This is a genomic window from Chryseobacterium sp. JV558 (assembly GCF_033712365.1).
Lineage (GTDB): Bacteria > Bacteroidota > Bacteroidia > Flavobacteriales > Weeksellaceae > Chryseobacterium.
In genome coordinates, this window is sequence record NZ_WJHU01000002.1 from 631810 (window position 1) to 654111 (window position 22302).

The following is a 22302-nucleotide window of genomic DNA, read 5'->3' on the forward strand; positions in this document are numbered from 1 at the left end:
GATACTTTTGAGATAGTCTCTTTACTTGCAGATATATTTTAAACTTTCAGAAGATTCCTGTATTTCAAAGGTGTAATCCCGATATTTTCTTTAAAACATCTGATAAAATGACTCTGATCTGAAAAGCCACATTCCATAGCAATATCCGTTAAAGAATGGGGTAAAGTGAGTAGTTCAAGTGATTTATTAAGTTTTAATTTTCTGAGATATTCACCAAGATTGCAGTGGAAATATTTATGAAAATCTCTGCTGAGATGAATAGGGTGAATGTTCAAAGTTTTAGAAAGTTCTGTAAGATTCAGGCTTTCTGTAAAACTTTCATGTAAGATCTCATTGATCTGACCTACCCAAATTGGTTTTCTATTAGTGCTTTCTTTCTGATGGGTCAATTGACTGAACAGATGTAATAATAGCTGATTGACAGCCAGTTCAAAAGATAAGTCATTGGTTTTGGTTTCTTTGAACATCTGATAAACCAGTAATTTTAAAGCGGGATCTTTTATATTAAAACTGCCTTCCACTTTATTTCTCTGAATGTCAAAACGGTCAAACCAGCTTTGTGAAAGTTCAATGTGAAAACCTCTTGTAAAGATATCTGGCTTAATATTATAATGTGGATCTTCCCAATGGTGGTATAATAATGTTCCTGCAGAACAGCCATAGGTTTCTTTTCTATTTCCTTCCGTCATATTTCCCTGAAGAAGAAAAGTAAAATAAGCATTTTCATGATAATGCCAGTCTACATAAGGGTGCGTATACTCCGTATCGGTGATTGTCAATCCTTCTAAATTGACCATTTGATTGGTTTCTCCAAAATATTCGCCTTTACGAAGCGTATTCATGATAAATCTTGTTTTAATTGGTCAATTTGTTCATACATTTTATTAAAGAACATTTTCCTTTCCCGGTTTCCGGATTCGTTCAGTGATCTGGAGTTCTTGATCTGGTGCTCAAAATAGCTCAGAGAATCTTCACAGGTGATTTTATCATTGGTCATCATATATCCAAACATACTGAAAGGAACAAAAAAAGAACATTGCTGCTCGTTTTTGAATAAAATACTGTTGTTTAAAATTACTAAATCGTTGACATATATCTGGAAATTAGTTTTTTCCAGTGTTTTAATTTCCAGCCCTTCCAGTAATTTTTTTAGGTCATCAAGAATAAGATCCACCTCATTTTTCTTTAATAATCCCATCTCATAATAAAATGAAATTTGTCTCAAAGCACTCATAATGGTGGTGTCATTCCAGATTTCTGTTACGTTTTGTTTATCATAAAGATCTTTCAGCATGTCATTTTTTGCAGAATGATATTCCATAGTAAACTCATGAAAAGGACTTAAAAATTTATCCTGATTCAGTAAATTCATCCAAACATAAAATTTGAAACGGGATAACATTGAATCTGAAATGGTATAAAAAAACGGGATGTCTTTTGCAGAATAGAATACTTTAGAATTGGTGATATTCTGAAAAACGTTTAGAATCTTCAGCGAGTTTTCGAAATAGTTTAAAAGGTCTTCGGTGGTTCTTACAGGTTGTGTTCTTTTAACGACCAATTGATTTTCTGTTCCAAGGAACTGATCCAATGAGATCTGATAGTATTTGGCAAGCTCCAGTGCTTCCTCAAAACTGAACTTAGCTTTCAAAGAAGTTCTTCTGTGTGCCGCATCATAACTGATATTAAGGATGTTGGCAATCTCATCATTTAAAGATCTTTCCCCGATTTTTCTTCGGATTTCCTTCAGTAGAGCTTCCTGGTGCATAGTTTTGTGATTTTCACAAATGTAGTATTTTTTTTAATTTTTTTTCACATTCGAAACCGGAACTTCTGCTGATAATTTTGAACTATAATTTTAAAATAACGAGTTATGAAAACACGAATTTTATTTACAATAGTTCTTTTATTCCATAGTCTGGCTTATGCATCAGACAGTTTAAAAGTTGATTCTTTGAAGCCGAGATTGATCGCAGCTTCACCCTCAAAGAATGTCAGAAATGTCAATGGAGTTTTATTCAAATATTATGATGAGGAAGATCATTTTAAGCCTAAAAAAGTAAACGGATTGGGAATGGGATTCAATTTTCTGGGTATTTTTCTTCCTCCGTTGATGCTTTTCAATCTACAATTACCAGATAGTAATGATTATGTAGTAGTTCCCCGTGAAAAGATGAATATGATCAACGGACTTCAATTGTCTCTGATCAATATGGAGCCTACCGTTACAAATGGTTTGGAGATCAATGTTTCAAGTAATATCAATACGTATGCAGTAACCAACGGTGTGGCTGTTTCTCCATTTTTTAATCTGCATCATGAGATGAAAGGTGTTTCTGTAGCGCCATTGGCCAATATTGGAAAGAAATGCAGAGGAATACAAATCGGGTTGTACAATAAATGTGATGATTTCAGAGGAGTACAGATTGGCGGATGGAATGAGAATGGGAAGAGAAAACTTCCTCTGATCAACTGGAATTTTAAGAAACAGAAAGTAAATAAAAAGTGATTATGAAACCTAAAATCAGATTTAAAAAAGCAACCTCTCCTTTCTATTCAGAATTGCGTGAAGAGGTGAAAGTATTGCTTACAGATGAAGTGGCAAAAAGGGCTGACAGATTGATGATTATAAAATTTCTGTTTTATGCTATGAGCTTTCTGCTGCTATATGCCAATATTTTTAATCCTTATATGGAAGATAAGAATTGGCTGGTAGCCTTGAATTATATTGCTTTAGGTCTTACAGGGATATTATTGGCCTTCAATTGTGCTCATGACTGTGTACACAATACATTTTCCAGATATAAAAAAGTGAATCAGATCATTTATTATATCACATTCAATCTGCAGGGAGTGAATGCCAGATTGTGGAGAAAAAGACATATTGCATCCCATCATGTGTTTCCTAATGTGGATGGCTGCGATGCGGATATTGATGATAATGTTTTTTTACGGCTGTCTGAGCATCATCCCAAAAGGAGAATTCATGCCTATCAACATTTATATGCTACTGTGCTGTATTGCTTTTACACTTTACATTGGATTGTGATCAAAGATTTTATTTATATCAGGAAAAAAGAGCTGGCCAACCTTAGAAATCGGACCCATTCATTGATGTCTGTAGCGGAAGTTATCCTGTTAAAATTAGCTTACTTCACTTATATGCTGGTTTTACCTGTTCTTTTTACCTCTATTCCGTTGACAACGATTTTCATCTCTTTCATTATTATGCATGTGACGATTTCGTTATTCTTTGTGCTGACTTTGATTATTTCCCATCTGAGTCTTGAAACAGATTTTCCACAAGCTGATGATGAAGGGTATCTTCCTTATGATTATTATGAACATCAGTTAGCCGTATCTCTTGATTATCATCCAACCAGCAGATTGGCCAACTGGATTTTTGGAGGATTCAATTCCCATGCGGCTCATCATCTTTTCCCCGGTTTGCCACACACGGTTTATACCATTATTACTCCGGCAATCAGAAAAGCTGCGCTTAGAAACAACTTTCCCTATCATGAGAAAAGTATTGTGGATGCTGTGATTTCACACTACCAATATCTCAAAAAATTAAGTAAATGATGTTGAACCCTTAAATAATTAAACCATGAAAAATTATAAACTGATATTATTTTTACTGATGCTTTCCACCTGTGTTTTTTCACAAAATAAGAGCAATGATACCTTGAATGTGAATACAGAAGAACCTTTTGATTATAAAAAATATTATGACTGTGATTTTGGAGAAGGAAATGTTTTGATTGTGATCAAAAAAGGAAAAGAATTTACAGATCTAAAAGATTTAAGAAAATCAGGGAAAGGTTTTGCTATTAAAATGGAAGCCATCTACAGTATGGAATTTACAGATGGAAAAAGATATGAATCAAGTGTGGTGAAAAATATTACCCAGGATAGCCTTTCAATCACGAATTTTTTTAACGAAAATGCGGCTAAGCTTGCAGGAAAACCCTTTGAAATAATTACTTACCCGCTTTCATCTCTTAAATATATCCGTTTTATTGATGACCGGATGCTGTCCCTTTACAGCCGAAAAAATATCCAGAAGCATTTTGATCTGATTGTAAAAAAAATGGATCATGCTAAAATGTGTCCTGCTGTGATAGATTTTAAAGATAGAAACGGAGTAACAAAGGTTTGTCATTTTTATCTGACATCTCAGGGATATGATCTTCTTTATGAAAGTGATGGAAGAGTGTATTATCTTGAAGGCAGAGTAGAATGGAAATAATTTTTGAAGAGAGTGCAATTATCCGTTTGTACTCTCTTTTTAGAGACTTATCAGCATTGATTTTAATGAAAATATCGACTAATAGCTGAAAAAAGCAAAAGCATTGGTGTATCTACTGAAGAAAAATAATATTTTTGTAATATAGCTCGGATGAATGATGAAAATAAAATGTTTACTACTGTTTTTGATGATAGGGAATGTGTTTTTTCACGCACAGACCCATAATACAGAAAAAAATACTCTGGAAAAACGGACGTATAAAGAATTGGAAAAAGAATTCTATAACACCCATGCCGGAGAGGAAAACAGTATAAAAAGTATTGCCAATGCTTATCTTAAAAAGGCAAAATCCGAAAACAATACCACTCAGATTGCTGAAGGGTATGTTATGCTTCAATTTGACGAAGATTTACCCATTGCATTGAAATATCTTGACAGCTTACAACACATCACCAAGAATTCAAAAGAAAATACCTATCCGGCAAGAATCTACCTGCTAAGAGGAAACCTGTATTTCAAGACTGATAATCTTCAGGCAGCCTTAAACAATTATATCCTGGGACTGAAATATGCAAAAGAAAAAGGAAATAAGAGGCAGATTGCGATGGCACATATCAGTATTGCCTATCTCAACAATTATATAGGGAAACACGCGGAGACTGCAAAAGTACTGAGACACTACGCTTATGATACCGATTATATGAATGAGGCGGAGATAAATTCTCTCAAATTGAATCTGGCAGATGCTTATATAGAGACCAATAAAATGGATTCTGCTTATATACTGATAAAGGAAGGTTTACAGGGTTCCAGAAAGAATAAGGATGTTTACCGTTATTATCAGAATCTTGGGTTGCTGGGCTATTATCATCTTCATTCAAAAAACTACCAGAAAGCGATTGATGGCTTATTGGAATGTGAAAAATATTTTTTCACCAAGAATAATGGCAGTAAGAGAAACCATAATTATACCCTTTTATATTTAGGGAAATCCTATGCCGGACTTCAGAAAAAAGAAAAAGCAGTAGACTTTTTCAGGAAGATAGATTCCATGGTTCTTAAAACAAACTATATCTACCCTGAGCTGAGAGATGTATATACCTATCTGATTGATTATTATAAAGAAAACAATGCGAAGGAAAAACAACTGTATTATGTAGAACGGTTTTTAAAGGTTGATCAGGTACTGGATACCCAGTTCAGATATATTTCCAGAGAACTTCCGAGAAGGTATGATACTCCGGAATTACAGCAGGAGAAAGAAAGCATTACCAATGAACTTACAAAAAGAAAGAGCCTGTTTTATATTGTGCTGAGCCTTTTATTGATATCACATCTCCTGTTTATCAACGTTTATTTTAAATACAAAAAATCCGAAAAAAACTATAAAAAGATTGCTCAGGATCTGATTCAGTCTGTTAATGAAAATAGAGTAGATAAGAAATCCGAAATCCAAAGAGGAGTTATGGCAGAATCTCTTCCGGTAGAAAATACGGAAAATTCTGAAGATAAAACATCCAGAACTGTTTCTGAAGATATTGCCCAGACCATTTTAAAAGAATTAGACATCTTTGAAAGCAAAGACCAATTTTTGAATAAAGGAATTACATTGGGAAGTCTTGCCAAAAAAATAAAAACAAACTCTAAATATCTTTCGGAAATTATCAATACTTACAAAGGGAAAAATTTTGCAACATATCTCAACGATCTTCGTATAGATTATGCCATCAGCAGATTGGCCACTGACAGAAAATTCAGGTCATACAAAATTCCTTTTATCGCTGAAGAATTAGGATATAATAACGAACAGGCTTTCACTTTAGCCTTCAAAAAAAGAACCGGAACCCCTCTTTCTATCTATCTGAAAGAAATTGAAAATATGTCTTCAAGTTAGGTTTAATTAACTGAAATTCATTTAATTAATGTTTATAGATTCATGATTTTAGGTATATAAATTTATGAATCTATAAACCATATACTTGTGTCCTTATTTTCCTTACTGCATCTTTGCTTCAGGTAAAAACACAACCATTTATTTTGTATGTGCACAGTACAAGATATCAGTTCCAGACTGTTGATTAATTAAAAAGTCAAATCAGGAACTGTATCATAAAAATTAATAATGAAAAGGATAAAAACAGAATAATAACCACGAAAATAAAATGTAAATAATGAAGTATTTGTTTAGAAATTTAGAAATATAAAAGTGTAGTGATTATTTAAAAATTATCAATAAGTAAAACAAATCCGCAGAATCCATCCACAGTGTTTAAAAGTATAGTATAGTTTAATAGATGGATTCATGACCTGCAGTTTACCATGAAATTGTTACTTAAAAACTAATAACCATTTCAATAAATTAAAACTAATTCCATGAAAACTCAGAATAAAGTAAAATTTATTCTTTCTAAAAGTGATAGTGTAGTGTGTTCACTCCGGGGTCAATGCGGATTTTATTGAAGTTCAGGACAATATTGAGTGGAAATGTAACCTGAAAATGAAGAGATGAATGAAGATGAACAGGTAAATTTCCTGAACTGAAAGTTTAAATACTTGTTAAATGATTTTTAAAGACAGCGCAATCATCAAGTTGCGCTGTTTTTTTGTAACTTTGCAGACATTAATTTTTATATAAAAAATTTATCATCAACAAATGAAAAAGCAAACGATCAAAGAAATCCTAAAGGATTACAAGAAAGTATTACATCATGACATTACCGTTTACGGATGGGTAAGATCCTTCCGTGCAAATCGCTTTATTGCGCTTAATGATGGTTCTACGATAAATAATTTGCAGATAGTTGTTGATTTTGAAAATTTTGATGAAGAGATCATCAAGAAAATTAATACGGCTTCTTCTCTGAAAGTAGTAGGTGAAGTGGTAGAAAGCCAGGGAGCTGGACAATCTGTAGAAATTGTTGCTAAAAAGATCATTATTTTAGGAGATAACTTTACAGAAGAACTTCAGAATACGATTCTTCAACCTAAAAAACACAGCCTTGAGAAACTTCGTGAGCAGGCACACTTAAGATTCAGAACAAACCTTTTCGGAGCGGTGTTCAGAGTGCGTCATGCAGTAAGTTTTGCTGTTCACTCATTTTTCAACCAAAACCAATTCTTCTACATCAACACGCCGGTTATTACAGGAGCAGATGCAGAAGGAGCGGGAGAAATGTTTGGGGTAACCAACTTTGACCTGAACAATATGCCGAAAACGGAAGAGGGAGAAATTGATTTTGCACAGGATTTCTTCGGTAAAAAAACAAACCTTACCGTTTCAGGACAGCTTGAAGGAGAAACTGCAGCAATGGGATTAGGAAGAATCTATACATTCGGACCTACTTTCCGTGCTGAAAATTCTAACACCACAAGACACCTTGCGGAGTTCTGGATGATTGAGCCGGAAGTTGCTTTCAACAACCTTGAAGACAATATCGACCTTGCGGAAGATTTCTTAAAATATGTAATCCAGTATGTATTGGATAACTGTAAAGATGATCTTGAGTTCCTAGACAACCGTTTTGCAGAAGAGCAGAAAACAAAACCGGAAAAAGAAAGAGCAAAAGAAGGTCTTATCGAAAAACTTCAGAATGTAATAGCGAAGCGTTTCAAGCGTGTAAGCTATACAGAAGCAATCGAAATCTTATTGAACTCGAAAGAAAACAAAAAAGGAAAATTTGCTTACCCGATTGAAGAGTGGGGAACTGACCTTCAGTCTGAGCATGAAAGATATCTTGTTGAAAAACATTTTGAAAGCCCGGTAGTATTATTTGACTATCCAAAAGAAATCAAGGCTTTCTATATGAAACTGAACGATGACAATAAAACCGTTGCAGCTATGGACGTTCTTTTCCCTGGTATCGGTGAGATTATTGGAGGATCTGAAAGAGAAGCAAGATTGGATGTTTTAAAACAGAAAATGGCAGATATGCATGTAGATGAGCACGAGCTTTGGTGGTATCTTGATACCAGAAAATTCGGTTCTGTGCCGCATGCAGGCTTTGGTTTAGGACTGGAAAGATTAGTTCTTTTTGTAACAGGAATGACGAATATCAGAGATGTGATTCCTTTCCCAAGAACGCCGAAAAGCGCTGAATTCTAGAACCATAAAAAAAAGCCTTAATCACAAGTTAAGGCTTTTTTATTTTTCAATAGTTTATTAAGATGAGATGTATAATGCAAAAATCATGCTAAATGCGTTTTTTATCAAATAAATTTATTAAATTCGTAGAATATGTTATGTTAAAACGCAAATAAGAATATGCTTAAACAACACTTACAACTCAAATTAGGACAAAAGCTGGCCCCTCAGCAAATCCAGTTGATGAAGCTTATTCAACTTCATACTCTTGAATTTGAAGAGGAGTTGGAGAGAGAGTTAGAAGAAAACCCAGCTTTGGAAATTGCGAAGGAAGATTCTAAGGAAGATGAATATTCTTCCCTTGAAGAAGCTTATAAAGATGAGGGCACGGAAAGTATTGAAACAGATTTCGACGTCAATGAATATATTTATGACGACGAGCCAAGCTATAAAACCGCATCCAGCAACTATTCTCCGGATGATGAAGAATTTGACAACGAAAGCCTTCTAACGGAGGGACAGTCATTATACGATTATCTTACAGAACAGATTCACCTGGTTAATATCAGTGATGAAGACCTTAAGATTGCAGAATACCTTATCGGAAACTTAGATACAGACGGATATCTTAGAAGAGAAATCAAATCTATTGTTGATGATCTGGCTTTCTCACAAGGAATTTACACAACTAGAGAAAGAGTTGAGGATATTCTGGAGAACTATGTTCAGAAACTGGATCCATCAGGAGTAGGCGCAAGAGGCCTGCAGGAATGTTTATTGCTGCAAATTGAAAAGAAAGTAAGCTCAGATAAAGCAGTTTCTTTAGCTGCCAATATTTTGAGACATCAGTTTGAAGCCTTGACAAATAAGCATTACAACAAGATCATCCAGAAATATGATATTGAAGAAGAAGATCTGAAAGATGCACTGGATGAGATCTCAAAATTATCTCCAAAAGTAGGAGGAAATTTTGACACACAAACGATTACAATTAACCAGGAAATTATTCCGGATTTTGTGATTCAGGTAAAAGACGGTTTGGTAATTCCTATGCTTAACAGCAAAAATGCACCTACTTTAAGAGTCTCTGAAGAATATAAAGATATTCTGACAACTTATTCCCATGATAAAAATTCATCGGAACATAAACAGGCTGCATTATTTATCAAGCAGAAACTGGATGCTGCAAAATGGTATATTGATGCTATTAATCAGCGTCAGAATACCTTATTACAGACGATTACAGCGATTGTGAAGTTCCAGAAGGATTATTTCATTACCGGAGACGAAAAATCTCTGAAACCAATGATCCTAAAGGATATTGCAGATATTACAGGATTTGATATCTCTACCATTTCAAGAGTGGTAAAAAGTAAGTATGCAGATACACCTAACGGTATTGTATACCTTAAAGACCTGTTCTCAGACAGCTTAACGAATGATGACGGTGAAGAGGTTTCTACCAAGGAAATCAAAACCCATCTTCAGGAAGTAATCAGCAAAGAAAATAAAAGAAAGCCGCTTACAGATGATGCATTAGTGGTAATCCTAAAAGAGCAGGGTTATAATATTGCAAGAAGAACGATTGCAAAATATCGTGAACAGCTCAATATTCCTGTAGCAAGATTAAGAAAAGAACTTTAAAAAATAGAAAAAAGCATCTCAATTTGAGATGCTTTTTTTATTATCGAACCTGTTTCAAATTTTCATTCTTCCTTTTTAATCTAATAAGTCCTTAGCAACCATTCCAGTACCGTATTTCTACTGAACAAAATTCAATCCTTTATCCCGACATTTGGTTAATAAATTTTTAACTGAACTCATTAACCATTTGCTTATGTCAACAAAAACCGTTCAATTCAGTGTTGAAGTGAAAAATATGACCATCACTTCAGGAAGTTTCCAAGTTTTTGGAATTGTTGAAAATTTTATTGGTGCTGTTAATAACAAAACCTCATTTGAAAACAATACTTTCAGTGTTGAAATTAAGAATGCAGAATCCGAATATTACGCTGTAACTGTTTGGGTACATGAATATATAATTGAAGATACTATATATAAAATTGAAGGCGAACCCTTGAGTTTATTGGCAACATTCTATCTTCCTGATGTCAGTGCTCCTGTTATTGTGAATCCTGAATCCTCCATCGCTTCAATCTATGCATTTGCACGTATGGCAAAAGTAGATGATAATGGAACAGTTCACATTACAGGAACCGAGCGAAATATGAAAATCGCTTATGGAATGAAGAAGAATCTGTACAAAACAGAAGGAGCCATCGGAGATATGATCAGCACATCACCGAATGGTTTTGAAACGAACAGTTATCCGATGTTCAATTCTTTATGTAATTTGTACTATTATTCTTTAACAAACCCAGTCATCAGCACAGAAAAGCCTTTTTACAGACAGTTTCTGGATTATGCCTGGCATAAACCTTCTGAATCAAACAAAAATTTCCTTCAGGCCATCCGAAATGTATTACATGATCCCTGTAATAATGCCGACAATATCTATCAAATGCTTATTGGGTTGAAAGAAATTTACCCAGATTCATTAGTCTCGATGAAAAATATGACTGATGATCAAAAAATTCCCAATAACTGGACCCTTACTTTAAAAAGTAATTCTTCAGGAGCTAAGAACTTTCTTCCTAGTGGTGCGGCATTTGTTGTTTTTGATGCAGATGATAATGCATGGATCGCCAATAATTTCCGGGCCGGTTCTCCTGATTCTGGAACACATTGTCCTGTGTATAAATACGATGCTACACCTGCTGATTTTTCTCCGGTTCAGGGCGGTGGATTGCTTGGAGTAGCTTTTGGAGCTGCAATTAGCCCGGATAAAAAATATATTTCCTTCGGAAACTTTGGCTGGGGTTCAGAATATAACAATCCGCAAGAAGGAAGTATCTCCCGTTTTTATTATAAAGATGGAAAACCCGTAAGTCCTTCCAACGGTTTTACATTAGGACTTTCCCGGGTTCAGGGAATGGAATATGACAATCAGGGAAACCTCTGGATGGCTTCAGTGGGCAGTCAAGAACCTTTTGCACCTGCCAATCCGGGAGTTTATCCTTTTGAAAACGAACCGAGTGCAGTAGTTGTTTATCTAAAACCGGAAGATGATGACTTCGGGAAGGGTCCCACAGAAGCATTAACTCTTATATGTAATGAATTTCCAGTAAAAAGATCACCAGACTTACCTCCGCTACCCACGCAAACCCCTTATTTGAAAATATTTGATGTAATTCCTGATCATAAAGGGAGTGCATATGTCTCCTGTATCGGGAATTATGATAAAGATGTTCCTGAAAACTGTGCTTTTTCAGCAGTTTATAAAGTTACAATTGAAGGAAATCAATTGGTGGTAACAAATAGCTGGTTCAGCAATTATTCTGAAAGTGCCAATAAGCAGGAAGGTTATGAATCGCTTCGTCAGATTGCAATAAATGGTGATGGTGATGTTGTTGTGGTAGGTGTAAGCAGCAGCCGGGCTACAGTTCTTAGCCATGATCTTTCAACCGTTAAGGGATATTACGATGTCAATACCTATGCTCCCTGGGGAGTTAAAATAGATAAAAAACAGAGCGTTTTTCTAGCCAATTTTGGTCATGAAACAGATTTTAAGAATAATCCTGCGCTGGATATGCAGGGGCCTTTTGGAGTAACCATGCTTCGTGACCCGGCAAAACCGGAAACCGCAATGCTGCTTACTCTTCCTACAGGTGGTTCTGAGGTTACTTTAGCTAACGGATATCCTTTATATGGTACTCAGCGTAAACCAAAATTGAATGAGCCAAAATACGGAGGGGTACAAATGCAGTGCTATCAGCCGATTATGAGACTGACTTCAACAAATATTGATGGCGCCGGAAATCTTTGGTGCATGAACAACTGGAAACCGTCAGCTCTTGTAGATGTTTTTGATAACCCCGGAGGTGACGGAGTGGTCATTTTCCTGGGAATTGCAGAACCTGAATAAGCCGATTAATTTATTATATAACCACAAAAGTCACAAAAGCATTCATTTTAAAGTATTTTCGTGTAATTAGTAAGTTTAAAATGCTTCCGTTGAAAAGCTCACATAAGGTGAAAAATCAAACATTTTTATAAAACTAATTTGTACTTATTATGCATAAATTTTGGCTTTAAAAAAACTTAAATATTTAAAACTTTTGTGCCTTTTGTGGTTAAAATTATCAATGTAAATTTAGACAGGCTCAATCTTTAAAACTGCCTAATTCAAGCTCTTTCATGGAGATTTCCCGCATTTCTACCTTTCTTATTTTTCCGGAAATGGTCATTGGGAATTCATCTACAAATTTCCAATATTTCGGTACTTTATAGTGGGCGATTCTTCCTTTGCAATATTCCTGCAGTTCTTCAGCAGTGATGGTAAAACCTTTTCTCACTTTTACCCAGGCCATCACTTCCTCCCCGAATCTTTCACTCGGAACTCCAATGATCTGAACATCCAGAATGTTGGTATAAGTATATAAAAAATCTTCAATTTCCTTAGGCGAAATATTTTCTCCGCCACGGATGATGAGGTCTTTTATTCTTCCTGATATGGTAATATATCCGTGTTTGTCCATTACTGCCATATCTCCGGTGTGCATCCAGCGGGCATCATCCAGTACTTTTTTAGTGTTTTTGGGGTCATTCCAGTATTTCAGCATGACAGAATAGCCTCTTGTACAAAGTTCACCATGTTCCCCTCGCTTCAGTGTTCTGCCATTTTCATCAATAATTTTTATTTCAAGATGATCCTGAACAGTTCCCACAGTACTGACCTGCTTCTGCAGGGGTGTTCCTATTAAAGTCTGGGTAGATACGGGTGAAGTTTCCGTCATTCCATAGCAGATGCTCATTTCTTTAATATTCATAAGGCTCTCGACCTTTTTCATAATCTCCGGAGGGCATACAGATCCGGCCATGACACCTGTTCTTAGGCTTGAGAAATCATACTTGTCAAAATCCTTTACTGCCAGTTCGGCAATAAACATGGTAGGAACACCATACAAAGAAGTACATTTTTCATCGGAAACAGCTTTTAAAGTAATTTCCGGATCAAAGCTGTCATTGGGAATTACCATACAGGCACCGTGAGCTGTGCAGCATATATTTCCGATAACCATACCAAAGCAATGATAAAAAGGAACGGGAATACAGACACGGTCTTTCTCCGTATATTTTAATCTTATTCCGATAAAATAACCGTTGTTGAGAATATTATGATGAGAAAGTGTAACACCTTTCGGGAAACCTGTAGTTCCTGAAGTATATTGAATATTAACAGGATCATCAAACTGCACATGCTCTTCAAAACTGTGAAGAACTTCATCAGAAATATCCTGGCCGTTATTGACAAATTCTTCCCAGTTTTCATCAAAGAATATCTCATGCTCAAGGGTAGGGCATACTTCTTTGGCATACTCAATCATTTCTTTATAATTGCTGCTTTTAAAACTTAAAGAAGAAAAGATGAAACGAACTTCAGACTGATTAAGAACATACGTAAGTTCATGAGTTCTGTAGGCCGGATTGATATTGACTAAAATAGTTCCTATTCTTGCAGTGGCATACTGCAAAAGAACCCATTCATACCGGTTGGAAGACCATATTCCGATTCTGTCACCAGCTTTTGCTCCCAAAAGCAGTAGAGCTTTTGCAACAGCTGTTGTCTGATTGTAAAATTCCTGATAAGTAGCTCTGTAATTCTGATGAACACAGACTAATGCTTCCTGATGGGGATGTTTTTCGACAGTACTTTTAAGATTGGCTCCGATGGTCTGTCCTAATAATGAAACCTCAGAAGTTCCATACACATAAGATAAGGGCATAGTTTAAGATTTGGTGGGCTAAAATTAATAATTATATCCCGAACTATGCCTATGTATATTAACTTTCCTGAGAATCTATTTCTTTAAGCTGCTTCAGATTTTTATCAAGCTTTTTAATAATCGTACCATATACCAGTCTGTAATAAAGCCAGATCATAGATATGCCCAATAAAGTGCTGACAACAATTCCTGCTATAATAATCGTAAGATTAGAGCTGCTAGGCTGTATATTCTGAGAATTTAAAGTGTAAAATATAAAAGCCGTTAATACAAACGTGAATACCAACAATATTACAATACTGATCAGAATAAAAGCATTGACCGTTGTTTTGAATTTAATGATTCTGGTGATAAGCCCCTTCAGATTCTCTTCAATCTTGATTCTTCTGTAATTCTGGTAGAATTTCAATACAAAATATGCTGTTATCAGTAAACTTAAGACCTTTATAGCTAAATAAGCATGACCGAAGTTGTTTTCTACTTCAGGAGCTTCCTGGGCGCCTAATCTCTCCAGCATCTTACGGAAACTGTCTGATTCTTCTTCCTGGAAAAGGTAAAACAGTCCTAATACAGAAAAGAACAAAAATTCTATAACGCTGATCCAGAAAATATACTTTATATAATTACGTGATTTTCTATTCAACATTTGGAGGATCTCCTTGCTGTCATATTTAGGCTGGACAGGTTGTTCCTGCCATGTTTTTTTTAAACTATCTAAATCAAATTCAGGCATATTTTTCCATCTGTTCTTTAAGGGTTTTCTTTAATCTGTTCATTTTCACACGTGCATTGACTTCAGTGATACCGAGGTTTTCTGCAATATCCTTGTAAGGCAGATCGTCAAGATACATCATGACAATGGCTCGTTCTACATTAGGAAGAGTTTTGATTACAGTATACAAAAGTGATACCTGCTGCTGTTTTTCATCGTCATCTTCCACAAAATCCTTATGGTTGATGTCCAGCTCATTCGTAGGAAGACTTTTGCTTTTTTTTCTAAAGAGGGTAATGGCTGTATTGAGTGCTACACGGTACATCCATGTGGAAATCTTGGAATTTCCTTTAAAGGAATCATAACTTCTCCAAAGCTGTAACACAATTTCCTGGAAAAGATCCTCTTCATCTTCCAGAGAATTGGTATACAGGCGCGATACTTTGATAATCAGACCCTGATTATCCTTGATAAGCTGCGCAAATTCTTTTTCTCTGGAATCCATAGATATATAATGGCACGAAGATAATAATAAAGTGGTAATTGTTGAAAATTATAATGTAAAATCGTAAAAAAGCAAAATATAAAAGGTGAATTAACGCATTAGATTTCTCTGCTGCCTTAGCTTTCTCAGCATTCTTTGCGAAATTTATGTATCTTTGCAACCGCGAGAAAATCGGCTTGTTGATTTCCCGTTTTACGGGAGGTAGGAAAGTCCGGACACCATAGAGCAGCAAAGCGGATAACATCCGTCACCCGTGAGGGTAGGACAAGTGCAACAGAAAGCAAGTACAGTTCGGCTGTAGTGAAACCAGGTAAACTCTTTGCGGTGCAATGGTAAGTATATCGGTTCTTTTCAGTCATGGAAATAGGGGCGGCTCGTCCTGAAAACCGAGGGGTAATCAGCTCAAGTGCTGCAGCAATGTAACACGTAGATAAATAACAGGCACTTCTTCGGAAGTACAAAATCCGGCTTATAGATTTTCTCGTTTTTTTCCAATATAATCTTCCTCAAATTTTATTCTTGAATCATACCTGTCTTCATAGTTAGATGGGAAAGAGTATTGGCTTTTATAAGCCTAATATAAGACTTGTATGAAACCAAATGAGATAAAAGGACGACTTTTATATTTTTCTGTTATCACAAATTTGTACAAACAAATCCACATGAGAACAGCAATCACATTACATTCAGTTCCTGAAGAAAAACCTGGATATATTCTTATTCTACTCTATATTGCCTTTGTATATGGACTATTTTGGGCAATTGATCAATGTCTGGTTTATTTTTTTAGTGATATTACCAATATTGTACTGATAAAGATTCTTAATAAAATAATATGGATCGGGGTGATGTTTTTAAATTATTTGCTCATAAAACATTTCCTTTATCTGGTAAGAAAGCAAAGAAAACGCCCGGTTATATATCCTGTTGTAAACATTTCAAAAGAAGGAATAACTTATTATCCGGAAAACAAAAAAGCCGAATGGGAATATATTTCTGAAATACAGATTATAGATTCCATACTGTCCGTCACTGTAGATTTTGATCCCCAAAAAGATTTTAAATTCAGCCTTTTCAATACGGATCTTCAGAAGCAAATGAAGCAGGAGGATTTTGAAAAGCTATTAAATCATCATTATAAAAAAGAGATTTATACCTATACAACGCCGGTATCCTGCGGTTGTGGTTGTTAATTTTATTATATTAACATTCAGAATGAAAACAGAAATCACTTTATATAAATCCATAGAAAGAAAGCCAGGATATCCGCCGATTATTTTCTTTCTGCTGATATCAATTGCTCTATTGGCCGCTCTTTGCATAATGATTTATCTTTTGCTAACAAGCCGTAATTTCTTTAATTTTTTAATGTCCATTATTGTACTTGTACTGATATCCGTCTTCTTTTATGCCTCAGTAAAAATCTTAATCAGATGCATTACGGAGCAGAGAAGGCCGGAAGAAGAAGCGGTCGAAATACTATCCATCACCAAAACAGGAATTTTTAACCATAAGACAAAAAAGCAATTGATCTGGAACGAAATTTCTGAAATTCAGATTATTGATGCCGTTCTTTCAGTGACAGTAGATATGCATCCGGAAAAAGATTTTCAATTACATTTAGCTGATACAGATGTTTATACGGATATGACCAGAGATGATTTTGCAACATTACTTCAAGGTCATTACAAAAAAGAAATATATACTTATAACGCTCCTCCATCATGTGGATGTGGTGGTTGATGAATTTTTATTAAAAATTAGAGTAACCGATTAAATTTTGACATTATGAAACCAGAATTTACTTCCGTTTTATTGGATAGCACGCAGTTACATTATGAACAGAATCCTTTGTGGAAAAGGATTTCTGCATATCAGATTGATCAGGCTGATGTCATTATTCCATTTTCCAGAAAACTGGCTCAGACTGAAGGGTGGACGAGAAGATTCTGTCTGCTTGCTATTGAAGAATATAAAAAGTTTGTTTATTTATGCTGTATTTCAAAAAACGGAGCTTCCCCATCAATTGTAGTAGATAAAGTATGGCATATGCATTTGCTCTATACCACAGAGTATTGGAAAGAATTTTGTCCAAAGATTCTGGAAAGAGAACTGCATCATTTCCCAAATGTAGGCGGAATTAATGATTATCATAAGCATCAGGACTGGTATCTGGAAACATTAAAACTTTACATCAATATTTTCAGACAAAATCCACCCGACGTTTTCTGGCGCATTCCAAAGGAAGTTGTCCCATTCCTATTATCAGAAAATGGAAATAGAATAAAAATAACCGGACAATTTACGTGGAAAAAAACCTTTGAAAAATTACATTCAAAGGTCTTTACTTATATTTACAGCAAATCGGTTTTGAAATAAACCATGACTGGTTATTCTTCCATTAATTGCTTTTTGGCCAGCTGAAGATCTTTCGTGTCTTTATCAGAAAGTGTAGGATATTTGAGATTCATTTTCTCAAGGGTATCAATAATGATCTGGATAGCAGCTACTCGTGCAAACCATTTGCTGTCGGCAGGAAGTATATACCAGGGAGCGTGATCTTTTGATGTTTCATTGATGGCTGTTTCATAAGCCTCCATATATTGATCGAATAATGCTCTTTCCGGAAGATCTCCCGCAGAAAATTTCCAGTTTTTTTCCTGCTCATTGATTCTGTCCAGAAGTCTTTTTTTCTGTTCATCCTTCGAAACATGTAAAAAGATCTTTACAACGGTTGTTCCGTTTTGTGAAAGGTGTTTTTCAAAATTTCGAATACTTTCATATCTGTTTTCCCAGAATGTATTGTCGAAATCTTTTACCGAAGACCAGGTTTTTTCACTTAAATTATATTCAGGATGTACTTTGCAGACCAGAACACTCTCATAATGGGACCGGTTGAAAATCCCGATCATCCCTTTCTGTGGCAATGCGAGATAATGTCTCCATAAAAAATCGTGAGAATATTCTTTAGAACTTGGTGTTTTAAAACTGGTCACATTACATCCCTGAGGGTTTACCCCTCCGAAAACATGTTCTATCATACTGTCTTTACCCGCTGCATCCATAGCCTGTAAAACAACCAGGAGAGATTGGCTTCCGTCAGCATATAATTTTTCCTGCAGTTCACGGAGCTTTTCTTTCTCCTGAATCAGCATTTGCTCTCCCTCGTCTTTGGTGAGCTTTCCTTTATAAGATGTTGAAGTTTTTTTTATTGAAAATTTTCCGTTTACCTTAAAGTCATCTGAGAAATTGGTGTCCATATAGTTTTAAGATTAAAAGATTAAAAGATTAAAAGATTAAAAGATTAAAAGATTAAAAGATTAAAAGATTAAAAGATTAAAAGATTAAAAGATTAAAAGATTAAAAGATTAAAAGATTAAAAGATTAAAAGATTAAAAGATTTTGTTAATTAAAATTCAATAGGGATGGGCTTTACATTTAAAGAAAAAATCCAAAGGCTTCAGCGAAAACCTAAATAATATGTTTTATAAATCCAATGCTATTTTCCTGCCACCTATTACCTATTATCCGCTACCTGCCATGCCATCTAAGCAAACATAAATGTAATAAAAAAACCGCCTCTATGGAGACGGTTTCTTTATTTTTTTGAGTAGAGATTACTTCGCAGCAGCCTTTTTAGCTAGTTTAGCAGCTTTTTTCTCAGCTTTAGCAGCTTCTTTCTGCTCAGCAGGAGTCAATACTTTTGCTTCAGCAACAGGAGCAGGAGCATTAGCGTCTACGTTACCTTTAATGTAGATTACACTTCTGCTGTTTGCAGGGTCGTTAGAGAAAACCTCAATCATTTTGTTGAAACCTCCAGGAATAGCAGTGTTGTATCCAACCTTGATCTTAGCGGATTTACCCGGCATGATAGGATCTTGGCTGAATTCAGGAGTTGTACATCCACAAGAAGGCTTTACGTTTGAAAGAATCAAAGGCTTATCACCTGAATTCGTTACAGTAAAGAATCTAGTACCGTCAGCATTAGGCTTAATAGTACCGTAATCGAAAGTTGTTTTATCAAATGTAATCGTTTGTGCAGATGCAATTGCAAATGTCCCCAATAATGCAATTCCTGCAATTAGTTTTTTCATATTCTTGAATGTTAATACGTTTGTTAGATAAATTTTGTGAAACAAAGTTAAAAATTATTTTAATTCATGCTTAAAAATTTTTTTCTTTAGACTATTTTTGCAAATTGCAAGCCAAAGAAATAGAATTTATGCAGATTTCAGAAAAGTACAATCCACAGGAAACAGAACAGAAATGGTACAATTACTGGCTGGAAAACAAATATTTCCACTCAGAACCTAATGACAAACCACCATATACCGTGGTCATTCCTCCGCCAAATGTAACGGGGATATTACACATGGGACATATGTTGAACAATACCATTCAAGATGTTCTGGTCCGTCGTGCAAGAATGCGCGGGTTTAATGCTTGTTGGATTCCGGGAACAGATCACGCTTCAATTGCTACCGAAGCTAAAGTTGTTGCTAAATTGAAGTCTGAAGGAATCAATAAGTCAGATCTTACCCGTGAAGAATTCCTAAAACATGCCTGGGAATGGACTCACAAATATGGAGGAACAATCCTTGAGCAGCTGAAAAAACTGGGATGTTCTTGTGATTGGGACAGAACCCGTTTTACAATGGAAGATAACCTTTCACAGCAGGTTATCATAAGTTTCGTAGACCTATATAATAAAGGGAAGATCTACAGAGGACACAGAATGGTCAACTGGGATCCTGAAGCAAAGACCAATATTTCTGATGAAGAAGTAATATTCAAAGAGCAGAACGGAAAACTATATTTCCTTAAATATAAAATTGAAGGCTCAGAAGAGTTCCTTTCAGTTGCTACTACACGTCCTGAAACCATTTTTGGGGATACTGCCGTATGTATCAATCCTAATGATGAAAGATATGCTCACTTAAAAGGTAAAAGTGTAATTGTACCGATTGTAAACAGAGTAGTTCCAATCATTGAAGACGAATATGTTGATATTGAATTTGGAACCGGAGCCCTGAAAATTACACCGGCACATGATGTGAATGACTACGAAATAGGACAGAAGCATCAGCTGAAAATGATTGATGCTCTGGATGACGACGGAAACCTTAATGAGCACGGTTTACATTATGCTGGGAAAAACAGATTTGATGTAAGAAAGCAGATTGCAAAAGAACTGGACGAAAAAGATCTTTTGCTGAAAGCTGAAGACTATGTAAATAAAGTAGGAACTTCTGAAAGAACAGGTGCTGTAATTGAACCTAAAATTTCAGTACAGTGGTTCCTTAAAATGTCTGATCTGGCTAAGCCTGCTTTAGATGTGGTAATGGATGATGAAGTAAAATTCTATCCTGAGAAATTTAAAAATACCTACAAACACTGGATGGAAAACATCCGTGACTGGAATATTTCCCGTCAGCTATGGTGGGGACAGCAGATTCCTGCTTTTTACTACGGAACTGGAGATGAAGATTTTGTAGTAGCTGAAACCGCTGAAGAAGCTTTAGAATTAGCAAAACAGAAGGCCGGAAATCAGGAACTTACTCTTGAAAGCTTAAGACAGGATCAGGATACATTAGACACTTGGTTCTCTGCGTGGTTATGGCCAATGTCTGTATTTGAAGGGCTTTTAGATCCTGAAAATAAAGATATCAAGTACTATTATCCAACTTCTGATCTGGTAACTGCCCCTGATATTATTTTCTTCTGGGTAGCAAGAATGATCATGTCCGGACTGGAATACAAAAAAGAAGTTCCGTTCAAAAATGTTTATTTTACAGGAATTGTAAGAGATAAACAAAGAAGAAAAATGTCTAAATCTTTAGGAAACTCTCCGGATCCTATTGAGTTAATGGAAAAGTATGGTGCCGATGGAGTACGTGTGGGAATTCTATTGAGTTCTGCAGCTGGAAATGACCTTCTTTTTGATGAAGATCTAATGCTTCAGGGAAGAAACTTTATGACTAAAATCTGGAATGCATTCCGTTTGGTCAATATGTGGAACCATGAAGATAAACCTGCTATCGCTACAGATCTTCAGGCTATTGAATGGTTTGAAAATAAATTAAATAAAACAATTGTTGAGATTAATGATCAGTTTGAGAAATTCAGAATTTCTGATGCGCTTCACCTGATTTATAAATTAATTTGGGATGATTTTTGCGGATGGTATCTTGAAGCAATTAAACCAAATTATGGAGAAGGAATTTCTAAGGAAGTGTATGACAGAACCATTATATTCTTTGAAGAATTGATGAAACTGCTTCATCCGTTCATGCCTTTCCAATCAGAAGAGATCTGGCATTTGATTTCAGAAAGAAATCAGGAAGAGGCTCTTGTTATTGCTCAACAGAAAAATGCAGCTGACTATAGTGAAGAAGTTATTAAAAACTTTGAAACCGCTAAAGAATTGATCTCTGGAGTTAGAAATTACCGCCAGACAAAAGGAATTTCACCAAGAGAAGCCGCTGAGGTATATACTAACGCGTCTGAATTTGCAAATGAAGCCGTAGTAAGAAAATTGGCTAATATTTCTGAAATCCATTTTGGTCAGAAAACAGATAAGCCAAGCTTTACCTTCCTGGTAGGAGCAACTGAAATTTCTATTCCTTTAAGTGAAAACTTAGATTTAGGAGAAGAAAAAGTAAAAACTGAAGAAGAACTGAAATATTTAAAAGGATTCTTAATTTCAGTAGACAAGAAACTTTCCAACGAGAAGTTTGTTGCCAATGCTAAACCTGAAGTTGTAGATGGGGAGCGTAAGAAGCAGAAAGATGCTCAGGATAAGATTGCGATCCTTGAAGAGAAACTGAAAAGTTTGTAAAACATAGACAATAAATTTTGTCAAAAATCTCAGGCTGGATACAGATGAAAAATTGTATCCAGCCTGAT

Annotated in this window: 18 protein-coding genes and 1 other RNA gene; 12 read left to right on the forward strand and 7 right to left on the reverse strand. The window is 35.3% G+C overall.

Going from position 1 to position 22302, the window contains the following annotated elements; genetic code table 11:
- Nucleotides 1–38: 38 nt before the first annotated feature.
- Nucleotides 39–842 (reverse strand): helix-turn-helix transcriptional regulator, encoded by an 804-nt coding sequence (locus tag GFU89_RS08675; protein WP_318846749.1) that lies wholly within the window; start codon nt 840–842, stop codon nt 39–41.
- Entirely contained in the window at nt 839–1768 is a 930-nt protein-coding gene (locus GFU89_RS08680) for a helix-turn-helix domain-containing protein (protein ID WP_318846750.1), read from the reverse strand. The genes GFU89_RS08675 and GFU89_RS08680 overlap by 4 nt, the downstream gene beginning before the upstream one ends.
- Nucleotides 1769–1873: 105 nt before the next feature.
- On the opposite strand from GFU89_RS08680, the gene GFU89_RS08685 reads away from it, so the two are divergent.
- From GFU89_RS08685 to GFU89_RS08715, 7 genes are all read left to right on the forward strand, one after another.
- Nucleotides 1874–2509, forward strand: a complete 636-nt coding sequence (locus tag GFU89_RS08685) for an LA_2272 family surface repeat-containing protein (RefSeq protein WP_318846751.1) — start codon at nt 1874–1876, stop codon at nt 2507–2509.
- Nucleotides 2510–2511: 2 nt separating this feature from the next.
- Complete coding sequence (locus GFU89_RS08690; RefSeq protein WP_318846752.1) at nt 2512–3585, forward strand: fatty acid desaturase family protein; 1074 nt, start codon at nt 2512–2514, stop codon at nt 3583–3585.
- Between the two features lie 25 nt (nt 3586–3610).
- On the forward strand, nt 3611–4252 hold the full coding sequence (locus GFU89_RS08695; RefSeq protein WP_318846753.1) for a hypothetical protein: 642 nt from the start codon (nt 3611–3613) through the stop codon (nt 4250–4252).
- Between the two features lie 154 nt (nt 4253–4406).
- Nucleotides 4407–6146, forward strand: a complete 1740-nt coding sequence (locus tag GFU89_RS08700; protein WP_318846754.1) for a helix-turn-helix domain-containing protein — start codon at nt 4407–4409, stop codon at nt 6144–6146.
- A 759-nt stretch (nt 6147–6905) separates the two neighbouring features.
- Nucleotides 6906–8354, forward strand: coding sequence for an asparagine--tRNA ligase (gene asnS / locus GFU89_RS08705; protein ID WP_318846755.1), 1449 nt, complete (start codon nt 6906–6908; stop codon nt 8352–8354).
- 159 nt (nt 8355–8513) lie between these two features.
- Complete coding sequence (gene rpoN / locus GFU89_RS08710; RefSeq protein ID WP_318846756.1) at nt 8514–9977, forward strand: RNA polymerase factor sigma-54; 1464 nt, start codon at nt 8514–8516, stop codon at nt 9975–9977.
- Nucleotides 9978–10170: 193 nt separating this feature from the next.
- Nucleotides 10171–12318, forward strand: a complete 2148-nt coding sequence (locus GFU89_RS08715; protein ID WP_318846757.1) for a hypothetical protein — start codon at nt 10171–10173, stop codon at nt 12316–12318.
- A 238-nt stretch (nt 12319–12556) separates the two neighbouring features.
- Here GFU89_RS08715 and GFU89_RS08720 read toward each other — a convergent pair whose 3' ends face one another.
- From GFU89_RS08720 to GFU89_RS08730, 3 genes are read right to left on the reverse strand one after another with little or no spacing between them, the layout of a single operon-like run.
- The gene (locus GFU89_RS08720; protein WP_318846758.1) at nt 12557–14179 is read right to left on the reverse strand and encodes an AMP-binding protein; all 1623 of its coding nucleotides are present in this window, start codon (nt 14177–14179) and stop codon (nt 12557–12559) included.
- Nucleotides 14180–14237: 58 nt separating this feature from the next.
- The gene (locus tag GFU89_RS08725) at nt 14238–14912 is read right to left on the reverse strand and encodes a beta-carotene 15,15'-monooxygenase (protein WP_318846759.1); all 675 of its coding nucleotides are present in this window, start codon (nt 14910–14912) and stop codon (nt 14238–14240) included.
- Complete coding sequence (locus GFU89_RS08730) at nt 14905–15396, reverse strand: RNA polymerase sigma factor (RefSeq protein WP_062673949.1); 492 nt, start codon at nt 15394–15396, stop codon at nt 14905–14907. Before GFU89_RS08730 ends, GFU89_RS08725 begins: the two co-directional genes overlap by 8 nt.
- 163 nt (nt 15397–15559) lie before the next feature.
- Between GFU89_RS08730 and rnpB the strand changes: the two genes are divergently transcribed.
- From rnpB to GFU89_RS08750, 4 genes are all read left to right on the forward strand, one after another.
- An RNA gene (gene rnpB, locus GFU89_RS08735) (RNase P RNA component class A) lies at nt 15560–15884 on the forward strand.
- A gap of 174 nt (nt 15885–16058) precedes the next feature.
- Complete coding sequence (locus tag GFU89_RS08740; RefSeq protein WP_318846760.1) at nt 16059–16589, forward strand: hypothetical protein; 531 nt, start codon at nt 16059–16061, stop codon at nt 16587–16589.
- A gap of 22 nt (nt 16590–16611) precedes the next feature.
- Nucleotides 16612–17139, forward strand: a complete 528-nt coding sequence (locus GFU89_RS08745; protein ID WP_318846761.1) for a hypothetical protein — start codon at nt 16612–16614, stop codon at nt 17137–17139.
- A 45-nt stretch (nt 17140–17184) separates the two neighbouring features.
- Nucleotides 17185–17775 (forward strand): hypothetical protein, encoded by a 591-nt coding sequence (locus GFU89_RS08750; RefSeq protein ID WP_318846762.1) that lies wholly within the window; start codon nt 17185–17187, stop codon nt 17773–17775.
- A gap of 11 nt (nt 17776–17786) precedes the next feature.
- On the opposite strand, the gene GFU89_RS08755 is transcribed toward GFU89_RS08750, so the two are convergent.
- Nucleotides 17787–18656, reverse strand: coding sequence for a polyphosphate kinase 2 family protein (locus GFU89_RS08755; protein ID WP_318846763.1), 870 nt, complete (start codon nt 18654–18656; stop codon nt 17787–17789).
- Nucleotides 18657–19013: 357 nt separating this feature from the next.
- Nucleotides 19014–19490, reverse strand: a complete 477-nt coding sequence (locus GFU89_RS08760) for a DUF1573 domain-containing protein (protein WP_318846764.1) — start codon at nt 19488–19490, stop codon at nt 19014–19016.
- Nucleotides 19491–19618: 128 nt separating this feature from the next.
- Here GFU89_RS08760 and GFU89_RS08765 point away from each other — a divergent pair, with 128 nt between their 5' ends.
- A complete protein-coding gene (locus tag GFU89_RS08765; protein ID WP_318846765.1) occupies nt 19619–22234 on the forward strand; it encodes a valine--tRNA ligase in 2616 nt (871 codons plus the stop codon).
- The last annotated feature ends 68 nt before the right edge of the window (nt 22235–22302 follow it).